Source organism: Streptomyces sp. NPDC005303, from assembly GCF_040607335.1.
Lineage (GTDB): Bacteria > Actinomycetota > Actinomycetes > Streptomycetales > Streptomycetaceae > Streptomyces.
Genome location: NZ_JBEXGM010000025.1, coordinates 1 through 19,074, shown reverse-complemented (window position 1 = coordinate 19,074; position 19,074 = coordinate 1). Strand labels below are relative to the sequence as shown.

Sequence of the window (19,074 nt, the reverse complement as noted above, 5' to 3'; positions counted from 1 at the left end):
CGGACGCCCAACGGCCGCGGTCCTCGCGTGCGCGCAGGGAATGCCCGCACCGCCGGCCCGGGTGACGTCGTCGACTCCTCGGCGGCCGGACTGCGATTCCAGATCGACGTGCTGCTCGCATCAGCCACCGGACTGGCGGGCCCGTCCTGCGTACACGGCCGGTCCGACCTCATGTTCCGGGCTGTCGCCGACCGGGCGCTCCCACGCGCAAGCCGTCCATGATGATGTCGAGGAGGCGGGCGGCCTGGCCGTGCCAGTCCCCGCTGGGGTCGATCTCCCAGATCCCCGCGATGGCAAGGAGGAAGTCGTCGACGGTCACTCCCGGGCGGATGGTGCCGGCCTCGTGGTTGGCGTCGAGCAGAAGCTTGATCGCATCGACCACCAGGGAGTACCCCGGCCGTTCCGGAGCACCTGTCGCCCGGGTGGCCTGCCGCAGCGCCTCGGCGAGACCTGCCTTGGCCGTGGCGAAGACGGCAAGACGGTCCATCCACTCACGCAGGGCCCGGTCGGGCTCCCCGGCCCGCAGCAACTCGGCCGCACCCTCGGTGAGCCGCTCCACCTCACGGCGGTGCACCTCCAGCACGAGCGCCTCACGACTGGGGAAGTTGCGGTAGAACGTCCCTTGCCCGACGCCGGCCTTCTTCGCGATCACGCTCAACGGGACGGCCGCCGAACGCGACAACTCGACCAGCGCCACTTCCAGGATCCGCCCTCGGTTGCGCTGCGCGTCCGACCGTTGAGGCACCTCGCTCCTCGGCTCCACTCACCCTCCTCGGGACCCACGCCGACAGGCACTCCCCGATCGGACAGCGGCCTATACGGCGCCCCCCGATACTGGACTGGTGTCCGCTTAGAGGCTCACCTTAGCGGGCGACGACGTACGCGGAGCGAGGTCGGTGCGCCGCCGGCCGGCATACCGCGTCACCGGCCGGCACCCCGCGTCACCCCGAAGAAATGCGGAACTCGAATTCGGGACGGTCCCACGGCACGGCGGGCGGATTCGCGAGCACGGTCCCGGTCCGCACCGCACCGACGCGGTGGTAGAAGTCCTCGGCGGGAACATGCGACACGACCTTGAGACGGTCGATCCCGGCGGCACGGGCCTCGGACTGCATGTGCGCGACGAGTAGCCGTCCGATACCCCGTCCCTGCACGTCGTCGGCGACGAACAGCAGGTCGAGCTCAGGTGGGGCGAGGACGAGCGAGTAGAACCCGAGGACCCGGCCGCCGTACTCGTCGGCGCCGACGGCCACGAAGGCGCGGTGGGCCTCGAGGTAATCGGCACCGACCCGGTAGCCCGCGACGGCCGCTGCGTACTTTCCCGCGTAGGCGCTCGATCCACGCACGATCCGCGTGAGCCGTTTGGCGTCCCGCGCGACTGCCCTCCGAATCGTGACCGGCCGGCTGATCGGGGAAGGGCGTGACCTCATCGGAAGAGTATTTCGCACCGGGGAGTGCCGTCGTGCGGCGGGTCGGCTGTCTGAGCAAGAGCACCGTCGGCATGGGGCCTCGCGGAATGCCATAGCCACTCCGGCCACTCCGGCCACTCCGGCCACTCCCGTACTCGTCTGCAACAGATCAGCAATTCTTGTGCCGTTGGGCAGATGCCTGGTAGGACTGTGGCGCGCCGTCACCGTCACATGTTCGATTCTGCGGGGGTTCATGTGGTCGCCACGGCCTTCACGTCTTCGCCGCGGCGAAGCCCTGGGGCCCCGCGCCCGACCCGGCGGCGGCTCCCCGTCGTTGCCAGGCGGGCCACGCAGCACGGGCTGGTGCTGACCGCCGTCGCGGTGACCGTGCTGCTGTGTGCGACGGCGCTGGCCGCGCTCGCGGCGCTGGCGGGGAGTTCGGTGCAGGCCGGGGCCGTGCGGCGGCTGGCTGCCGATCTCGACGCGCAGGTGAATGTCAGCGCGTCCTTCCGGGCCGAAGGTATGGCCGCCGCCGATCGGGATGTGCGGTCCGCCGCCGAGCGGGTGTTCGCCGGGGTGCCGCAGCGGACCTATGTGGGGCTGCTGGGCACGTCGCCGGTCTCCGTGGCGGCAATCGACGGGGCGGGCCCGCCGCGCGGCCCCGGGGGTAGCGGGTTGCACCCGGTCGCGGTGCAGGACGCGGGCAGGTTCGGGCAGTTGGTCGCCGGACGGTGGCCCGCCGACACCGCCCATGCCCCGGCCGGCGCGTTCACCTCGCTTCCCGATGTCCGGGTCGCCACCGGGTCCACCGCCCCGGTCGACGTGGCGGTGCCTGAAACGCTGGCCAGGCGCCTGGTCGTCCGACCTGGTTCCAGCCTTCAGGTGCAGGACGCCTTCGGGCGCGCCATGACCCTGCGGATCACCGGCGTCTTCCGAGCGAGGAGTGCCGTCGGGTTCTGGCCCGCGATGGCCGGCGACCTGGCCCAGGGGCAGACCGCCGACCAGCGCCTCCTGGTGGTGTCGGCGTCGGCTCTCAACGGCAGCGCCGCCCTGAACGGGCACCTGACCGCCCACTGGAGCGTGCAGCCCGACTTCTCCCGTATCGACGCGGGCAGCCTCCCCGGGCTGCACGAGCGGCTGCGCGCTTTCTCCGGCAGCCAGAGCCGCATCTCGGTGTTCCGCGGGGGGCAGCCGTCGCTCGACGACCTGGCAGTGAGCTCCGGTCTGCCGGGCGCGATCGACGACCTGACGGTGCCGGTGGTGGCGGCCCGCTCCTCGCTGTACCTGCCGACTGTGATGCTGGCGGCCCTCGCCCTGGCCACCCTGGTGCTGGCCGCTCGTCAGTTGACGGTGCGTCGGCAGGGTGGGCTGGCCCTCCAACGGGCCAGAGGCGCCGGCACCCTGCGGTTACTTCGCGGCGCGGCCGCCGAATGGGCGCTCACCGGCGTCCCGGCCGCCGTCGCCGCGCCCTTTCTGGCTGGGCTGCTGCACCCCGGCAGCCGGGGTACCGGCGCGTGGGCGGCGGTGGGTCTGACCCTGCTGGTGCACGCCGCGGCGGTGCTGCTGCCCGTGCTGCCGTCGGCGCGGTCACGGCCGGTCCGCGGCGCACGGGCCGCCGCCGCGCAGCGGCTGGGCGCCGACCTGGCCCTGCTGGCCGTCGCGGCCCTGGGGTATCTGGAACTGCGGCGGCACCATTCGCTGATCGCCGGCCTGGGCACCGGCAGCGCGTCCGCGGACCCGGTGCTGGTCCTGGTGCCGGCCCTGGTGGCCGGCGCCGCCGCCCTCCTGCTGCTACGACTGCTGCCGCTGACCTCTCGCCTGCTGGACGCGTTCGCCCGTCGCGGCCGGGGCCTCGTCCTCGCGTTGGCCGGCTGGCAGTTGAGCCGACGGACCGCGCGCAACGCGGGACCGGTGGTGCTGATGTGCCTGGCGATGTCGGTGAGCGCGTTCGCCACCACCGCGCTGGCCTGCCTGGACGGCCTGGCGTCCGAGGAGGCCGCGTTCACCGTCGGCGCGGACGTGCGGATCTCCCCGGTCGCGGCGGACAGCTACCCCTCCGCCGTACTGGGCGCCGCCTATCGCGCGCTGCCGGCGGTGACCGCCGTGACACCGGTGACGCAGTCGACAGTGACCCTGCCCGGCGGAGCCGACGCAGACCTGGTCGGCACGATCGGCGGGCCCGCTCCCCACACCCCGTCACCTGTCGTCTTCGGAATACGGCTCCCAGGGCGTCCGACCGCGCTCCTGCTGGACGAGCGGCTGAGCAGCGACGGCAGCCGGGCGGCGCCGAGCCTCGAACTGACCGTGCAGGACGCGTCCGGCCTCGTCAGCACGGTGACGACCCGCCTGCCCGCCGCCGACGGAGCCCGGCACACCGTCGTGGTCCCACTCGACGTGGCGCTGAGTGGCGGCCACCCACGGGAGTATCCGCTGACGGTGACCGCCGTCGGCGTCCTGCCGCAGCCGAAGGAGCATCCCGCGCGCCTGCACCTGGAACTGACCCGGGTGGGCGCGCGCGGCCCGGCGGACACCTGGGCCACCCGGCTGCCCGCCGGGCAGGTCTGGGCCGACGGCACGGACCACGCCGACGACTCCACCGCGGGGGCGTGCGAAGGAAAGCTGACCGGCGCCTACGAGCCCGGCACCCCCGGGGTGTGCTCGGTCGTACCCGGTGGCTCCGAGGTCCTCCGCACCACCATCAGCACCGGCATCCCGGCCTCCCAGGCCACCGAGGACGCCTTCGGCGGCCTGTCCGAAAGCGACTACGACACCCGGCCCGCCGCCCGGGTGCGACTCGTGGCGGAACCGACCGGCCGGGCGGCACCGCTGCCGGTGCGCGCCGACGCCTCGACGCTCGACGAGGCGCGCCTGGACGTGGGCAGCACCACCACGCTGGACCTGGCCGGCGCCCGGGTCGCCGCCACGGTGGTGGGCCGGGTCTACTCACCGCCCGGACTGGGCCGCGGACAGGGGCATCTGATCGCCGACCAGCGCCAACTCGCCACCGCGATGACGCGAGCCGGTGCCGACCCCGAGGATCCCGCGTTCTGGTTGCTCAGCAGCACGAACAGCGCGCGTACCGCCGCCGCCGCCGAGGCGGAGCCCGCCCTGGGCCGCGTCACCACGACGGCACGCACCGCCGCGTCCCTGCGGGACGACCCGTTCCGCAGCGGGCTGCGCCGGGTGCTGGAGCTGGTCCGGTACCTGGCCCCCGGCTTCGCCGTCATCGCCTTCACCGTGCACGCCGTGGTCTCCACCCGGCAGCGCCGCAAGGAGTTCGCCCTGCTGCGGGCGACCGGCGTCCGGGCCGCGAGCCTGTCGGCGCTGCTGGGCGCCGAGCAACTGAGTCTGGCGCTGTTCGCGGTGGTCCCGGGCGCGCTCATGGGCCTGGCCCTGGCGTCGGCGGTGCTGCCACTGGTCACCGTGGACGACAGCGGACAGGCCCCCTATCCACCGCTGCCGCTGGTCATACCGTGGGGCATCGTGGCGCTGACCGCGCTGGCGACCGCTGTGGCCATCAGCGCGGTGGTGCTGGCCCTGGCCCGGCTGCTGGCCCGGGTGGATCTGGTCCGTGTGCTACGGGCGGGGGAAGACCGTTGAGCCGGGCGGCCGGACACGACCGGAAAGAGCGCACGGTGACGCGACCCGCGGGGCCGGGCGCGGCGGTGACGAGGCGCCTGATACGCAAGGAGACCCGCGGCGACCTGCCGCTGCTGGCCTGCCTGGCGGTGGTGGTCCTGGCACTGACGGCGCTCTGCGCCTGGGCCCCCGCCTTCGCGGGCGGCCAGGAGGACCGGGCGCTACGGCAGCGTGTCGACGCCGCGCAGGCCCAGGCCCCCCTGATCGGCCTCAGCACCACACCTGAGGTCTTCGACACCGTGCCGCCCGCCGTGGACACGGCCGCCCTGCTCGACGCCGGACGCACCCTCACCGAGCAGCTCAGCGGCCCCGCCGCGCATCAGGTGACCATCACCGGCGGCAGCTACGACTACGGCCCGGCGTCCCTGCTCTCACCGCGGCCGCCGGGGCCGTCGAACACCAGCACCCAGCTGACGGTCGGCTACCTGCCGTCCGCGCGGGGCCACCTGCACTACGTCAGCGGCCACGCGCCGGCCGACCACACGCCGCTGGGCAGCGCGCCCCAGATCGGGTTGTCGCAGGCCACCGCGCGGGCGCTCGGTGTCCGGGCCGGCAGCCGGCTGACCCTTGAGTTCGCCAAGACGCTCGGGCTGCAGGAGGCCCCGCCGCGGGCACAACTGCTGGTGAGCGGGGTCTTTCGCGCCACGGCCGGGGCGGACGACTTCTGGACCGGCCGGGAGACGCTGGACCAGCCGTCGCGCTACCCGGCCGAGCACTCCGCCGGCACGGTGCTCGCCGTCCGCGGCCTCGTCGGCCTCGACGCCGCCGACCTGCTGGCCGGCGCCGGAGTGGGCGGCCCTCGGCTGACCTGGCAACTGCGCGCCGACCTGTCCGGGGCGACGCTCGACCGGGCCCACGCTCTGACCGGGCCACTGTCCCACTACAGCGCGGACCTCAGCGACGCCCTGTGCCAGGGAGTCGACCCGATCACCAGCGACATCAGCTGCCACATCGGCGGCCAGGCCACCGGACCCCTGCTGGTGACCGACTCCCTGACTCCGCTGCTCGCCGCCTTCACCTCCCAGGACCGACAGGCCAGGGAACTGGCGACGTTCGCCGTGTACGCGCTGGCCGCGGTCGCGCTGGCCACCGTCAGCGTCGCGGTACGGCTGCTGTTGCGCCGAAGGCAGGCACACCTGCGGTTGCAGCGCGCACGGGGCGCGTCCACCGCGCGGCTGGTACTGCTGCGCTGCGCCGTGGCCTGGCCGGTGATCCTGGTCGCCGCACTGCTCGGCTGGGCGGCCGGAGAGTCCCTCGCTCCCCCGGGCACCTCCGGATCGCCGCAACCGATGACCGCCGCCTACGCCACCGCGGTGGTGGCGCTGACCGTGCCGCTGCTGACCTGGCTCGCGGTCCGTGAGCCGCGCAGACCCCGCAGACTACGACGCTCACGCCGGAACGTTCTCGGCGGCCGACGCGTGGTCCTTGAGCTGACAGTGCTGGTCATGACGGCGGCGGGCGTGGTCGCGCTGCGCACCCAGGGGCCCGACGGGATTCTGGGCGCGGTGCCGGTGCTGGTGGCGCTGACCGTCGTACTCGTCCTGCTGCGGCTCTACCCGCTGGTGCTGCGGCCGGTGCTGCGGCAGACCCGGCGCGGCCGCGGAGCGGTGGCCTTCATCGGGGCGGCCCGGGCCGCGCAGGACGCCCCGGCGACCGGGCTGGCGCTGTTCGTCCTGGTCCTGACCCTGGGAACCGCCGTGTTCGGCGGCCTCGTGCAACGGACGATCGACGACGGGGTGACCACCGGCGCGGCCTGGACCACCGGAGCCGACGCGAGCGCGAACGTGGCCGGGACCGTCGCCCCCGCTCCGGGGGCCGGGACCACCGGAACACGGACCGCCCTCCAGCACCTGTACTCCCTGCAGTTGGTAGGACAGACCGACGGCGCGGTGATCTCCCCGGTCGCCGTGATCACCGTGGATCCCCGGCAACTGGTCGCCATAGCCCCGACGTCGCCGCTGGCCGGCACTCTGCTGTCCGGGCTGGCCACCCCGACGGAGACCCGAGCCGACGCGAACGACCCGCTGCCGTCCCTCCTCTCCCCCGGCCTGCGGGCCGACGAGCGCACCGGCGGCTTCACCACCACGATCGTGGCCCACGAACAGCCCCCGAAGGATTTGGTCTTCAAGCCGGTAGGCACCCTCCCCGCCGCGGAACTGCGCGACCCCCTCCTCGGACCGGTCACGGCGCAGATCGCTGCCGGGACACCGATGCTGATCACCACCGCCAGAGCCGAGCAGCTGATCCCTCGGCAATCCTCGGGAAGCACCGTCCTGCTCCTCAAGGGCGACCGCCCCGCCACCGCACAACCGGCGGCACTGCGGTCGGCGGCGGCCAGGGCGCTCGGGCCGACGGCCCGGATCCGCGTCCGCTCCGAGACGCTGAGCGCTCTGCGCACGGACGGTCTGACGCGGGGACTCGGCACGATCTACACCACCAGCTCCCTCCTGGCCGCCCTGTCGGGCCTGCTCGCGCTCGTCCTGGAACTGACCCTCACCTCCCACGAACGCGGCCGCACCACCTCGTTCCTGCGCACACTCGGACTCGACGGCAGGGAAGCCGGGGCGCTGCACTTCCTGCAACTGCTGCCGCTGGCGGTCGCCTCGGCCGTGGGCGGCACGCTGCTCGGGCTGCTCGAACCGCGGCTCATGGCGGGGACACTGGATCTGCGGCAGTTCACCGGCGGCCCGGCCCAACCCGCGCTGCACACCGACTACGCACTGACCATCGCCCTCGTCGCCGGGGTGACCGCGCTGATCCTGGCAGCCGCGGTCACCGAGACCGTCCTTGCCCGCCGACGCGGGCTGGGAGGCGTACTGCGCCTCGCGTGAAGGCTCGGCACCCGGTCACCGCCCGGACAACCACCGGGCGACCGCTCCCGACTCGCTCTCGGCGCTCTCAGTGCTTCGGGCCACCGCTCGCCGCGTCCTGCGCGTCGGCCCTCGCCCGGCGCGCGGCCTCGTCGGGCCACACACCGACGTGGTCGCTCTCCAGCACCAGCCGCACCCGCTTGCGCAGATGCAGGCGCTCGGTGAACTCACTCGGCAATTGCAGCCGGCCGCTGGCGTCCAGGACCGCGTACTCCTCGGCGGTGAGCACCTGGGCGCCGTCCTCGTCGGTGGCGATCCGGCGCAGCACCTCGGTCGAGGTGCGGCCGTTGCGGATCCGTACGGTGCGCTGCACCTGTTCGGACACCAGCGCGTCGTGGGTGACCACGACCACGGTGACACCCAGCTCCTCGTTGGCCCGGCGCAGCGCCGCGAAGACCTCGTCACTGGTGGCGGTGTCGAGTTCGCCGGTGGGTTCGTCGGCGAACAGCACCTTTGGCTCGTTCGCGTTGGCGACGGCGATGGCGACCCGCTGCTGCTCGCCGCCGGAGAGGGTGTCGGGGGTGCGGTCCCGGCAGTGGCCGACGGACAGCAGGTCGAGCAGTTCCTCTGCCCGGGCCCGGCGCCGGGAGCGCTTGATGCCGGTGTACGTCATCGGAAGCATCACGTTCTCGGCCGCCGAGAGGTAGGGCAGCAGGTTGCGGGAGTTCTGCTGCCAGACGAAGCCCACGGTGCCGCGCCGGAAGCTGAGCCGCTCACGACGCTTCATCGCCAGCAGGTCGTGTCCGGCGACCTCGGCGGCACCCGCGGTGGGCATGTCCTGGCCGGAGAGTATGCCCAGCAGGGTGGACTTGCCGGAGCCGGAGGCACCGATCACCGCGACCATCTCGCCCTGCGCCACGGTCAGGTCCAGGCCCTGCAGGGCCTGTACTTCGACGCCCTCCGTCTGGTAGATCCGCACCAGGTTCTCGCAGACGACCATCCCCGCCTCGCGTCGCGGGACGGCGGCCGCGGTCCGCCGGCGCAGCTCGTCCAAGTCCGGTCCGCCGGTGGGCTGTTCGTGAGCTGGCACACGGTCCCCCGAGGAGGTTGGGTCTGCGGACAACGCGGTGGGCGTCGCCAGGATAACCCGCCCTGCCAAGCGGTGCGGCTCGCTACCGGGTCGGCAGCGGCACCCACCACACCAACGCGGTGCCGCCCTCCGGCGACTTGCCCAACTCCAGCTCACCACCGAGCTGTTCGGCCCGTTCCGCCATGTTGCGCAGCCCACTGCGGCGGCCGTCTGACGGGATGCCGACGCCGTCGTCGATGACGGTGAGGCGGACCTGGTGGGAGGCCGCCTAGAGGACGATGTCGGCGCGGTCGGCGTAGGCGCGGCGGGCGATGTGGTGAGGGCCTCGGAGGGGACGGCCACGACATGGTCGGCGATTTCCCGCGGCACGTGGGTGTCGACCAGATCCTCCATCCGGACACTCGGCGCGAAGCCGGGCAAGGGCGCTGCCTCGCCCGCGACCCGCACCGCGCGTGCCCGTAGTCCGGACGCGCCCTCGATCTCGCGCGAACGCAGGCCGAAGATCGTGGGCGATCTGTTCGGCGCCTGACACCGTTCCGCCAGCTCCAGCTCCAGCTCCCGGCCCGCCGAGAGCACCGAGAGCACCGAGAGCACCGACTTCAGCAGGCTGTGCACCCGGTCCCGGGTGCCACGGGCCGCGTCCAGGCGCGCCTGGAGCTCCTCCAGCAGCTCGTCGAGCCTCAGCTGCGGCAGCCGTACGCGGGCCTCATGGGGCTCCTGGGGGCTGCGCACCTGCGTCTGCAGGAGACCGACACCGCCGGAGGTGTCACGATGGGTGGAGGAGGTGCGGGGCCATGCGTCGCGACGTGCCGACAAGGAAGCGGTTCTGGCGTTGGCGGAGCAATCCGCTGCGACGGCACGACGATGTCATCGAGGCCTGGGTCTTGCTGGCCGTATGGGCGGTCGTCGCGGTGGGCGGCGCCATCGCCGGCCTGGTGACGGCGCACGCGGTCGACGAGGTGCTCGCCCGGCAGCGCGCCGAGCGCCATCCGGTGCACGCCGTGCTCGTGGCCGACCTGCCGGGTCGCACGTCGTCCGTCCGGTCGTCGGGTGACAAGGCCACGGCGAAGGTCCGCTGGACGGCCCCTGACGGCTCGCCCCGCACCGGGCACACCGTGGTCGACACAGGTCTGAGGGCCGGAGACGACCTCGTGCTGTGGCTGGACAGCCGGAACACGCCTACCACCGCGCCTCCCAGCACCGCCGAGGCCGCTGTCGAGGCCGGCGTCCTAGGCGCGGGTGCCGGGCTCGCTCTCACCGGCACCGTCTGCGCCGCCGGAGCTTTCGTGCGGTGGCGGCTCGACAAGCGGCGCATCGACAGCTGGGGCCGGGAGTGGGATCTGGCGGAGCCGACGTGGGGACACAGGACCAACTGACCTCCCCTCACGGCAGGAGGCACCGAAGGTCCAGAATCCCGTCACCGAGATCGTGCTCGGAGTGCACGCCCGCGAACCCGCCGAGGGCGCCTGGGAGGATCACGAGGTGCAGGTGCTGGAGGACGTACGGCTGTTCACCCCGGCGCAGGCCCTGGCCCGGTCGTCCGCGAACGCAGCGCTCGTCGTGGTGGACCGAAGCTCCCGTGCGGAGCCGGGAACGGTCTCGGCGGCGCTCATACGCGCTCCCCGGTGCCCGCGAGGCGGCACCGGGGCCCTGCCTGCTCGGCGCTCATGCGCCGCCCCGCAGTTCGTCCCGCTCCACCTTCAGGCGTTCCAGGCCCAGTCGGCTACCTCGGGCAGGTCGCTGCCGTGTTCGCGGATCCAGGCCTGGTGGCGGGTCCGGGCGTCGGCCATCGGCCGGCGTACGGCGGCGGCGCGGACGGCGAGGCCGGGGACCCGGTCGATGACGTCCTTGACGAGGCGGTAGCGGTCGAGGTCGTTGCGGACGACCATGTCGAAGGGTGTGGTCGTGGGTGCCGGACTCCATGTAGCCGCGCACATGCAGGTTCTTGTGGCCGGTACGGCGGTGGGCGAGGCGGTGGATGAGCCACGGGTTACAACTTGTTCGAGTGCCAGGAGGCGGCCAGCGGCCCGGTCTCCGCCTCGCCGTCCCCGATCACGTAGGCCACGAGCAGGTCCGGGTTGTCGAGGGCGGCACCGTAGGCGTGCGACAGCGAATATCCCTTCCCGCCTGCGTGGGATCGAGCCGGGGGTCTCCGGGGCGACGTGGCTGGGCACCCCGCCAGGGAAGGAGAACTGCCGGAACAGCCGCTGCATCCCCTCCCCGTCGCGCGGCACGTCCGGGCAGGTCACGCTGTAGCTGCCCTCCAGCCAGGAGTTGGCGAGCACGGACGGCCCGCCGTGGCCGGGGCCCCATACGCACAGGGCGTCCAGGTCGCGCGCCTTGATCACACGGCTGAGGTGGGTGTGCACGAGGTTCAGCCCCGGCGAGGTGCCCCAGTGGCCGAGCAACCGCGGCTTGATGTGCTCCGGCCGCACGGGCTCGGTCAGCAGCGGGTTCGCCATCAGGTGGATCTCCCCGGCGCCCAGGTAGTTGGCAGCCAGGTAGTTGGCGGCCCACCAGTGGGCGTCCAGGGTGCGCGGTTCGTCGTCGGAAAGTACGGTGGCGTCCAGGTGTTCGACCTCGGACATGGGATGGCTCCCTGGGTAGTCATCGGACGGTGGAGGCGGCATGGCCGGGAAGGACGCGGCGAAGCTGCCGCGCAAGACGTACGAGCGGGAACTGCTGCGGCTGCAGACCGAGTTGGTGAGGCTCCAGGAGTGGGTGCGGGCGGAAGGGGCCCGGTTGGTCGTGGTCTTCGAGGGACGGGACGCGGCCGGCAAGGGCGGCACCATCAAGCGGGTCGCCGAGCACCTCAACCCCCGCGTCGCCCGCATCGCGGCGCTGCCGAAGCCGACCGAGCGTGAGCGCACCCAGTGGTACTTCCAGCGCTACGTCGAGCATCTGCCGGCGGCCGGCGAGATCGTGCTGTTCGACCGGTCCTGGTACAACCGGGCCGGTGTCGAGCATGGGATGGGCTTCTGCACGAAGGAGGAGTACCAGCTGTTCCTGCGCCAGTGCCCGATCTTCGAGCGGATGCTCGTCGAGGCGGGGATCGTGCTGCGCAAGTACTGGTTCTCGGTGAGCGACACCGAGCAGCAGGAGCGGTTCCGCAAGCGTCTGGAGGATCCGCTGCGCCGCTGGAAGCTGTCGCCGATGGACCTTGAGTCGATCACCCACTGGGAGGCGTACTCGCGGGCCAAGGACGAGATGCTGGTGCACACCGACATCTCGGAGGCGCCGTGGTTCGTCGTGGAGAGCGACGACAAGCGCCGGGCGCGGCTGAACATGATCGCCCACCTGCTGTCCTCCGTGCCCTACCGCGAGGTGCCGCCGCCGGTCCTGGAGCTCCCTGAACGGCCGACGTCGACCGGCTACGAGCGGCCGCCGCGCGATCTGCAGACCTACGTCCCCGACCACGCGGCGAGCCTCTGAGCAGCCGGTCACCTCGCTTACGCCTGCCCGGGCAGGATCGCGACCGGGCAGGCGGAGCGGTGCAGCCCCCAGTGGGCCACCCGGCCGAGCTGGAGCCCGAAGTGCCGCGCGCGCGGCCTGGCGCCCACGACCAGCAGGTCGGCGTGGTATGAGGCGGCCACCAGCACCTCCCCCGCGGGACCCTCGACCGTACGGCGCCGCAGCCCGGCGTCGCCCGACACGTCCCGAAGGGCCGCGCCCAGGGCCTGTACGGCCTGTCGCTCGTGCAGCCGGGCGGGCTCCCCGGACTGCAGCAATGCTCGCCTCTGCGGACGGACTGCGGTTCGTGGTGCCCAAGCGCACCATCAACGCCGGTCCGTCGCCGAAGTACTGCCACTTCAAACGCGGCATCACGTGGCTCAACGCCGTGAATGACCAGGTCGCGGGCATCGGGCAGATGGTGGTGCCGGGCACCCCGCGACTCCTCTGCACATCCTCGACACCCTGCTGAAACCTGTGCGCCGGGGTGAAACCGGAGGTGGTCGCCACCGACAACGCCTCGTACTCCGACAGCGTGTTCGGCCTGTTCTCCATGCTCGGCTACAACTTCCCCGCGCTTCCGTGACCTGGCCGACCAGCGGTTCTGGCGCGCGGAGATGCCCGGCGTCGCGACCGGCGGTTACGGGCCGCTGGAAGCCCTCGCCCGCAACCGCGTGAACCTAACCAAGGTGACCACGCACCGGCCGGACATGCTGCGGGGTGCCGACTCCCTGGTGAACGGGCACTGCGGCGCGTTCACGCTGAGTAGCGACGCGGCGGGGACGGTCGTCCTGGCGGCGTTCCCGGCAGAGTCCGGGACCACCTTGGGACCTGCGCCCCATGCGGTCGGGCGGCCGGGCGCCGAAGACTCGTGAGGGAGAACGCAACCGCTCGCGTCGTCGAAGGGAGAAACTCATGAACGGGAACCGCTCCACAGAGCCGACCGGGAAGAAGTCAGTGTCGCGCGCGCTCAGGATCGCCGCGGAGCACATACCGGGCGCCAGAACCCGCCTCACCGCGCTCAGCTGCGATCCCCCGGGGTGCGCTCCGCACAAGCACTGACCCCGACAGCCGAAGGCCGCCTCGTGAACTGCACGAGGCGGCCTTCGCCGTGCGCGGCGCTACTGGTCTCCGACCGGCGTACGTGCCCTGCGGAACTCGGCGCGGGCCAGCAGGGAGAAGACGGCCGTGGCGCACAGGGCGACGACGGCGATGGCCCATTCGAGGGCGCCGCTGTGCTGGTCGGGATCGACCCCGAAGACCTCCTCGATCCAGTCGGGCCAGAACAGGGTGAGGAGGCACAGCAGGCCGCTCACGACGGCCAGGACGGCCTCGATCCGGCCGCGCAGGCGCACGTTCCGCATCATCGTCGTCACCTTCGCCTTCGGTTGGCCGCGTCACACCGCGGACAGGTCGATCTCGAACATTCCGCGGCCGTGGGTGACACAGACCAGGGTCTCGTCCATCCAGAACAGGTCGTCGACCGAGCAGTTGGTCGGGCCCTCGTTGGTCGGCGACCAGGTCGCCCCCTTGTCCTCGCTGGCGAAGAGACCGACCTCGGTGCCGCAGTAGAGGAGAACGTCGCGCCGTGGATGCACGGTCACCGCGCGGATGGGGGCGTCGGGCAGCGTGCCGGAGAGGTCGGCCCACCGCGCGCCGCCGTCGTGGGTCACCCACAGGTTGTCCGGTTCGAAGCCGCCGAAGGAGACGTAGGCGGTGTCCACGTCGGTCGGGTGGGCGGTGATGCAGGCGCAATAGCGCTTCGGCCGCAGTGGGTTCGGCCCACCCACCCCGACGCGCCGCCAGGCCGGAGCGGCCGTGGTGCCGTCGGTGGAGCGGAAGACCTGGCCGTCGTCGTGGCCCACCCAGACCACATCGGAGTCGGCAGGCGAGATCGCCAGGGCGCTGATCGGGGCGCTGCCCTCGGCGTCGGGGCCGGTCCTGGGTTTGATCGAGTGCCAGGCGGGCCCCGAGGTGGGGGTGTTGGGCGCCTTGGCGTTGTCGGTCCGCCACAGGTCCAGGCCGCCGGCGAGCAGCCGCTCGGGCTCGCCCGGGTCCAGCACGAACGGCGCGATGAAGAGCGCCGTGCCGTCCTTGGCGTCGGGGATCCGGAACGGCTCCGGCTTCCAGTCCCACTTGCGCTTCTGCTCGTTGAAGAACATTCCGCTGATGTAGCGGTGCGGGTCGTCCTCGGTGGCGCCGCCGTCGGTGTTGCGGTGGATGTTCAGGTTGACGTACTCGCCGTAGAAGACGCCTGGGTCGGCGGGTTCGCATGCGCACCAGCCGCCGTCCCCGCCGGAGAACTCCTGCCACCCCTCGGTGCCGGCCTCCGGGTCGAGGACGAGGGAGCCGTTGTCCTGGGCGCCGCCGATGATCCTTCCAGTGACGGGGTTCCCGGCGCCGCCGAAGAACTGGGTGACGCCGTAGTTGTTGACCAGTTCGGTCCAGCCCCGCACGAACGGCGCCTTCGGCTCGGTCCCCACCTTGGCCAGGTCCGCCATGAACACCCCGCCGTCGGTGCCGAAGAACACGGTCCTGTGCTGCACCCCGTCGTAGGCGGGATGCGACACGATGACGTGCTGGTCCGAGTGCGCCGACTCCGGCGCGACCTCCCAGGTGCTGATCTCGGCCAGGTGGTCGCCGCCGTCCGTGCTGCGCCACAGGTTGATGCCGCCCACCACGAGCAGGTCCTCGTCCGTGGGGTCCCCGGCCCAGACGGCGTTGCCGTACCAGCCCTGGCCGCCCAGGTAGTTGGCCCGCTCGCCGTCCGGGCCTTGGCCGCTCCGGGGCTGGTAGGTTCGCCCGCCGTCGTCGGAGCGCCAGATGCCGCCGAGGCCGTCCAGTTCCACCGAGGCGTACACGACCGCCGGGTCCTTCGCCGCGTACGCCACCGACACCCGGCCCCGCCAGGTGCTGTGGGCCGCCTCCTGCCAGGTTTTGCCGCCGTCTTCGCTGAACCAGGCCTTGGCGCCGCGCAGCGCTCCGGCGACCGCCCGGCCGCTGTCCGCGGGGTCGAAGACGACCGTGCCGACGGGGACGCCGAGGACCCGTGTCCAGTCGGCGTGCGCCGGGTCCGAGCTGCGGAAGAGGCCGGTGGAGGTGGCCGCGAGGACGACCTCGCCGGACGCGGACACCGCGATCCCGGACACGGCGCGGAAGTCGTTCGTCTGCGTGGCCGGCAGGGGTTTCCAGGTGGCGCCGTCGGTGGTGCGGAAGACTCCGTTGCCGCGCAGAGCGTCGATGTTGAGGAGCTCCCCGGTGCCGGCGTACAGGGTGTCCGGGTCGGAGGGGTCCATCGCGAGGGCCCCGCAGGCTAGGTTGGCGAGGAAGTCGTCCACGGGCCTCCAGGCCTTGCCTGCGTCCCCCGTGTGCCAGACCCCGCCACCCGCGCTCGCGGCCCACATCCGCTCCGGGTGGTCCGGGTGGATCACGATGCCGAGGGTGCGGCCTCCGATGTTCCCGGGGCCGAGCCACTTCCAGCGGGCGAGCGCCAGCCCCGCCGTGGGCGTCACGCCGTGCTCGCCGGGCGCGGGATGGGGGCCGGTCGGCACACCGGCCGTCTCCGGCTGCGCGGCGGCGTGGAGACGGGCCCGGGCCTGTTCGCGGGCCGTGCCCCAGGGGTGAGCGGGGACCCGCTCGTCGTCACCCCGTTCCTGTTGAAGCCTGAACAGCCCGCGCGCGTTGGGCATGTCGGGGAAGTCCAGCCGGCGCAGCGCTTTGCGTATCGCCCCGGTGGACAGGCCCTCGAGGGTCTCGTTGGTGGTTCCCCGCGTCTCGCGGAGCAACTTCACCTGCTCGACGCTGATGTTCTTGGCCCGGGCGACTTCTTCGTCGGAGATGCCCATGATGCGCCTCTGCGTGTGCGATGAGAAGTGTGGAGGGGACCCACTGACCATCGTCTCCCGGTGCCGGATGAGCGGCAACACCAGGACACCGTCATCGACACGCCACAGCTCTACGTCGCGAAGCCCTGCTGCCCCGGCCGCGCTGCCGAGAGCCGTGCGGCGGCCGCGAGATGAGAGGAGTCCCAGGCGACGGCGACTCGCCCGGCCAGTGCGTAGTGGTCGGGCGCGACCCGGTCCTCACCGACGAGTTGGTACAGGTCGTCGAGGGCGTGGGCGTGGGGGCGGCGGCCGCGTAGGCCGCGCCCGCCGTACCGGCGAGTTGTTCCCGGATGGGCAGCATGTGCTCGATCAGCACGGCCGCGGTCTCGGTGTCGCCGTGCAGGACCGCGAGTTGGCAGCGATAGTCCAGCTCCAGGCCGTAGCGGTGGTCCGTCACCCGTCACCCGTCACCGGTCGCAGCGGGCAGGCCACGGCTCTCGACTCGTCCAGCCGTCCCAGGCGGGCCTGGACGAGGGCGTGCGCCACAGCGACGGGGGCGCCGACGGGCGCCCCTCGCGGCGAACCAGGTCGTCCCGGTCGGCCTGTACGGCCAGTTCGACCGCTCGCTGCCGGGTGCGGCGGGCGGCATCCGTGGACCCCGCCCGTACCTGGGCGCCCAGTAGCCGTACCAGGAGCGGGCCTTCGCCATGCCCGTGCCTGTCGTCCGCGTCGGCGGCCGGCGCAGCCGCTCCATCCCCGAGACCCGACGGCCCTCCCGAACCTCCAGCAGCGCCACCAGGTCGCCGGGCAGACGAGGAATCTGCCGCGGTCCGCCTCGGCGGAGTGCACGCCTTGGCCGGCCTCGCCGACGACGCCCCCACCTCCGGCCTGCGCCAGACTTACCTGCCCCACAGCGCCGAGGCCGACCTGCCGACGGACGATGCGGAGGCCCGGCACGGCTACCTGGCCCTGCGGGAAGTACGGCACACGGTCATCCGCCTTATCCGCGACCACCTCCGCCTGGAAGCCGAACACCCGCACTCCTGGCAGGGCCACGATTCGACCTCACAGCGGTCACATTCGACGGTGGCGACCTCTCGGCGGTGAACCTCTCCGGTGGCACGATCGACTTCCGCCGAACGCAGTTCTCCGGCAGCAGGGTCGACTTCAGCGGCACACTCAACTACGAGGGGGCGAGGTTCCGCAGCGGCGAGGTCAGCTTCAGCGGGGCGGAGTTCTCCGGCGGCGAGGTCAACTTCAGCCGAGCGCAGTTCTCCGGCAGCAGGGTCGACTTCCGCAACGCAGGCGGTGTGGCGCCGATTGGCCTTGTTCCGCCGGGCGGGTCGCATCTGCCGTCCGGGGTGAGCCTGCCGTCTGCGTGGTATCCGTCAAGGGCTTGACGCGACCCACGAGGGTCGCTTCTAGCGTGAGCGGAGCAAGGGGAAACGATCCGGGGGGCAGGGAGCGGCGGTCACACTTGGCTCGCGAGGAAGTCCGCAGTGACTCCCAAACTCATCGACATTGATCATGCGGTGGGCCCCAGAGTGACTCCTGAAGTCGCGTACAAACGCCTCCCGTTCTCGCGTACGCAGCCAGGCGAGGCATCGCCACCCGCTACGAGAAGACAGCGACTGTCTACTTGGCTGGACTGCACGTCGCGGGCATCTTCCTCTGGTCCGCCAGGTGATCCAAACAAAGCGGCCTAGGCGACACTGTTTGCGCGTTGGGCTTCGTAGTCGGCGAGGCGACGGCCCCGACGGTTCCGTTCCTCCTCGAACTGGCCGGAGCCCCGCATGTGCCCTGCAAGGCCGAGTTGTTGGACCTGCTGGGAAGCATCTGCCGGACCGAGCAATGGCACTCCGCCGCTGCGGCAGCAAGGGACAGCAAGTACTACACGAGCTACAGGAAGCAACCGGGCTGGGAGGCAGCTGCAAGGGCAGCAGTAACCGCAGGCCGGCCAGTCATCGAAGGTCTCGCCGCATCCGTGCGGCCGGAGGAGTCGGCTCCTGCGCGCAAGCTTCAGCGAGTCATGGACGAGGTGCCACCGTTTCCAAAGCTCTGAGGGGTGATTGCGGGACAGCCTTTAAAGGGTGCTGCACAAGGCCGTGTTCGGGCAGGTCAGAGCCTGTGATCGCGGTCTTCTGGTCATGATGCGAGGGCGAGGTTGTGCATGTGGGCGACGGCCTGGACGGCGTGGTGGAGGCCGTCGCCGCGTTGCCGGCAGTCGCGGAGGATCTTGTAGTTCTTCATCCGGCCGATCAAATGCTCCACCCGTGCACGCACCTTGCGGTGGGCGGCTTTGTCTTCTTCCTCGCCCGCCAGCAGGGCTCGATGGGGGCGTTTGCGGTGCGGGGTGACCATCCCGCAGTTGAGGTAGGCGCCGTCAACGGGCACGGTCACGCCCTGACAGTGCTCGGCCAGCCCGGAAGCCCGCCAGGCATGCGCGTCCGCGGTGGTGCCCGGCACCGGCCGGGCCGCCGCGATCACCAGACGTGTGTCAGCATCCACGATGACCTGCACGTTCGCCGAGAACCGGTAATTGCGTGACGAGGAGCCCACATGCCGGTCGCGGACCGGTACCAGGGTGCCGTCCACGATCCACAACCGGTCGGCCGCCTCAGCCGGACGGGAGACCGGCTCCAGCGCCAGCAGCGGGCCAAGCCGCTGGACGACCCGGCACACGGTCGAGGACGAGACGCGGAACAGCGGACCCAGCTGCCGCATCGTCAGGTTCGTGCGGTAGTACACCGCGACCACCAGCACCCGCTCAGCCAACGGCAACGACCACGGCCGGCCCCGCAGCGTGCCGTTACCGCCCCTCTCCCGCACCACCTTCAACAGACCCGAGAACT

Annotated in this window: 16 protein-coding genes and 3 pseudogenes; 8 read left to right on the top strand and 11 right to left on the bottom strand. The window is 72.2% G+C overall.

Annotated elements, in window-relative coordinates; translation table 11 throughout:
* Positions 1 to 169 precede the first annotated feature (169 nt).
* Positions 170 to 763, bottom strand: a complete 594-nt coding sequence (locus ABZT93_RS28925; RefSeq protein WP_356110191.1) for a TetR/AcrR family transcriptional regulator — start codon at positions 761 to 763, stop codon at positions 170 to 172.
* A gap of 178 nt (positions 764 to 941) precedes the next feature.
* Positions 942 to 1,430: a GNAT family N-acetyltransferase gene (locus ABZT93_RS28920; RefSeq protein WP_356110188.1), complete on the bottom strand. Its 489-nt coding sequence runs from the start codon at positions 1,428 to 1,430 to the stop codon at positions 942 to 944.
* Positions 1,431 to 1,772: 342 nt separating this feature from the next.
* Between ABZT93_RS28920 and ABZT93_RS28915 the strand changes: the two genes are divergently transcribed.
* Both ABZT93_RS28915 and ABZT93_RS28910 read left to right on the top strand, forming a co-directional pair.
* Positions 1,773 to 5,009, top strand: coding sequence for an ABC transporter permease (locus ABZT93_RS28915; protein WP_356110186.1), 3,237 nt, complete (start codon positions 1,773 to 1,775; stop codon positions 5,007 to 5,009).
* A gap of 35 nt (positions 5,010 to 5,044) precedes the next feature.
* Positions 5,045 to 7,879, top strand: coding sequence for a hypothetical protein (locus ABZT93_RS28910; protein WP_356110184.1), 2,835 nt, complete (start codon positions 5,045 to 5,047; stop codon positions 7,877 to 7,879).
* Between the two features lie 67 nt (positions 7,880 to 7,946).
* Here ABZT93_RS28910 and ABZT93_RS28905 read toward each other — a convergent pair whose 3' ends face one another.
* Positions 7,947 to 8,858, bottom strand: coding sequence for an ABC transporter ATP-binding protein (locus ABZT93_RS28905; RefSeq protein WP_356110384.1), 912 nt, complete (start codon positions 8,856 to 8,858; stop codon positions 7,947 to 7,949).
* Positions 8,859 to 9,030: 172 nt separating this feature from the next.
* Positions 9,031 to 9,168 carry a hypothetical protein gene (locus tag ABZT93_RS28900; RefSeq protein ID WP_356110381.1) on the bottom strand — a complete coding sequence of 46 codons (138 nt, stop codon included), beginning with the start codon at positions 9,166 to 9,168 and terminating at the stop codon, positions 9,031 to 9,033.
* 153 nt (positions 9,169 to 9,321) lie between these two features.
* Here ABZT93_RS28900 and ABZT93_RS28895 point away from each other — a divergent pair, with 153 nt between their 5' ends.
* Positions 9,322 to 9,477 carry a hypothetical protein gene (locus ABZT93_RS28895; protein ID WP_356110182.1) on the top strand — a complete coding sequence of 52 codons (156 nt, stop codon included), beginning with the start codon at positions 9,322 to 9,324 and terminating at the stop codon, positions 9,475 to 9,477.
* A gap of 265 nt (positions 9,478 to 9,742) precedes the next feature.
* Positions 9,743 to 10,324 carry a hypothetical protein gene (locus tag ABZT93_RS28890; protein ID WP_356110180.1) on the top strand — a complete coding sequence of 194 codons (582 nt, stop codon included), beginning with the start codon at positions 9,743 to 9,745 and terminating at the stop codon, positions 10,322 to 10,324.
* A 99-nt stretch (positions 10,325 to 10,423) separates the two neighbouring features.
* Here the strand turns inward: ABZT93_RS28890 and ABZT93_RS28885 are convergent, their stop codons facing one another.
* The 3 genes and pseudogenes from ABZT93_RS28885 to ABZT93_RS28875 form a co-directional block, all read right to left on the bottom strand.
* Positions 10,424 to 10,561, bottom strand: coding sequence for a hypothetical protein (locus tag ABZT93_RS28885; RefSeq protein WP_356110178.1), 138 nt, complete (start codon positions 10,559 to 10,561; stop codon positions 10,424 to 10,426).
* 87 nt (positions 10,562 to 10,648) lie between these two features.
* Positions 10,649 to 10,885: a hypothetical protein gene (locus ABZT93_RS28880; RefSeq protein ID WP_356110175.1), complete on the bottom strand. Its 237-nt coding sequence runs from the start codon at positions 10,883 to 10,885 to the stop codon at positions 10,649 to 10,651.
* Between the two features lie 53 nt (positions 10,886 to 10,938).
* A pseudogene (locus ABZT93_RS28875) lies at positions 10,939 to 11,536 on the bottom strand (hypothetical protein).
* A 40-nt stretch (positions 11,537 to 11,576) separates the two neighbouring features.
* Here ABZT93_RS28875 and ppk2 point away from each other — a divergent pair.
* Positions 11,577 to 12,380 carry a polyphosphate kinase 2 gene (ppk2, locus tag ABZT93_RS28870; protein WP_356110174.1) on the top strand — a complete coding sequence of 268 codons (804 nt, stop codon included), beginning with the start codon at positions 11,577 to 11,579 and terminating at the stop codon, positions 12,378 to 12,380.
* Between the two features lie 17 nt (positions 12,381 to 12,397).
* On the opposite strand, the pseudogene ABZT93_RS28865 reads toward ppk2, so the two are convergent.
* Positions 12,398 to 12,673 (bottom strand): annotated as a pseudogene (locus ABZT93_RS28865) (universal stress protein); the annotation flags it as partial.
* 2 nt (positions 12,674 to 12,675) lie between these two features.
* On the opposite strand from ABZT93_RS28865, the pseudogene ABZT93_RS28860 reads away from it, so the two are divergent.
* Positions 12,676 to 13,141 (top strand): annotated as a pseudogene (locus ABZT93_RS28860) (Tn3 family transposase); the annotation flags it as partial.
* 378 nt (positions 13,142 to 13,519) lie between these two features.
* On the opposite strand, the gene ABZT93_RS28855 reads toward ABZT93_RS28860, so the two are convergent.
* Positions 13,520 to 13,765: an ABC transporter permease gene (locus ABZT93_RS28855; RefSeq protein ID WP_351992622.1), complete on the bottom strand. Its 246-nt coding sequence runs from the start codon at positions 13,763 to 13,765 to the stop codon at positions 13,520 to 13,522.
* 30 nt (positions 13,766 to 13,795) lie between these two features.
* Entirely contained in the window at positions 13,796 to 16,243 is a 2,448-nt protein-coding gene (locus ABZT93_RS28850; RefSeq protein WP_356110171.1) for a hypothetical protein, read from the bottom strand.
* A 170-nt stretch (positions 16,244 to 16,413) separates the two neighbouring features.
* Here ABZT93_RS28850 and ABZT93_RS28845 point away from each other — a divergent pair, with 170 nt between their 5' ends.
* Both ABZT93_RS28845 and ABZT93_RS28840 read left to right on the top strand, forming a co-directional pair.
* Complete coding sequence (locus tag ABZT93_RS28845) at positions 16,414 to 16,539, top strand: hypothetical protein (protein ID WP_356110168.1); 126 nt, start codon at positions 16,414 to 16,416, stop codon at positions 16,537 to 16,539.
* A 535-nt stretch (positions 16,540 to 17,074) separates the two neighbouring features.
* Complete coding sequence (locus ABZT93_RS28840; RefSeq protein WP_356110165.1) at positions 17,075 to 17,329, top strand: hypothetical protein; 255 nt, start codon at positions 17,075 to 17,077, stop codon at positions 17,327 to 17,329.
* A 1,038-nt stretch (positions 17,330 to 18,367) separates the two neighbouring features.
* Here ABZT93_RS28840 and ABZT93_RS28835 read toward each other — a convergent pair.
* Positions 18,368 to 19,074, bottom strand: a 707-nt coding sequence (locus ABZT93_RS28835) for a transposase family protein (protein WP_356110162.1), incomplete at its 5' end; no start/stop codon positions are given.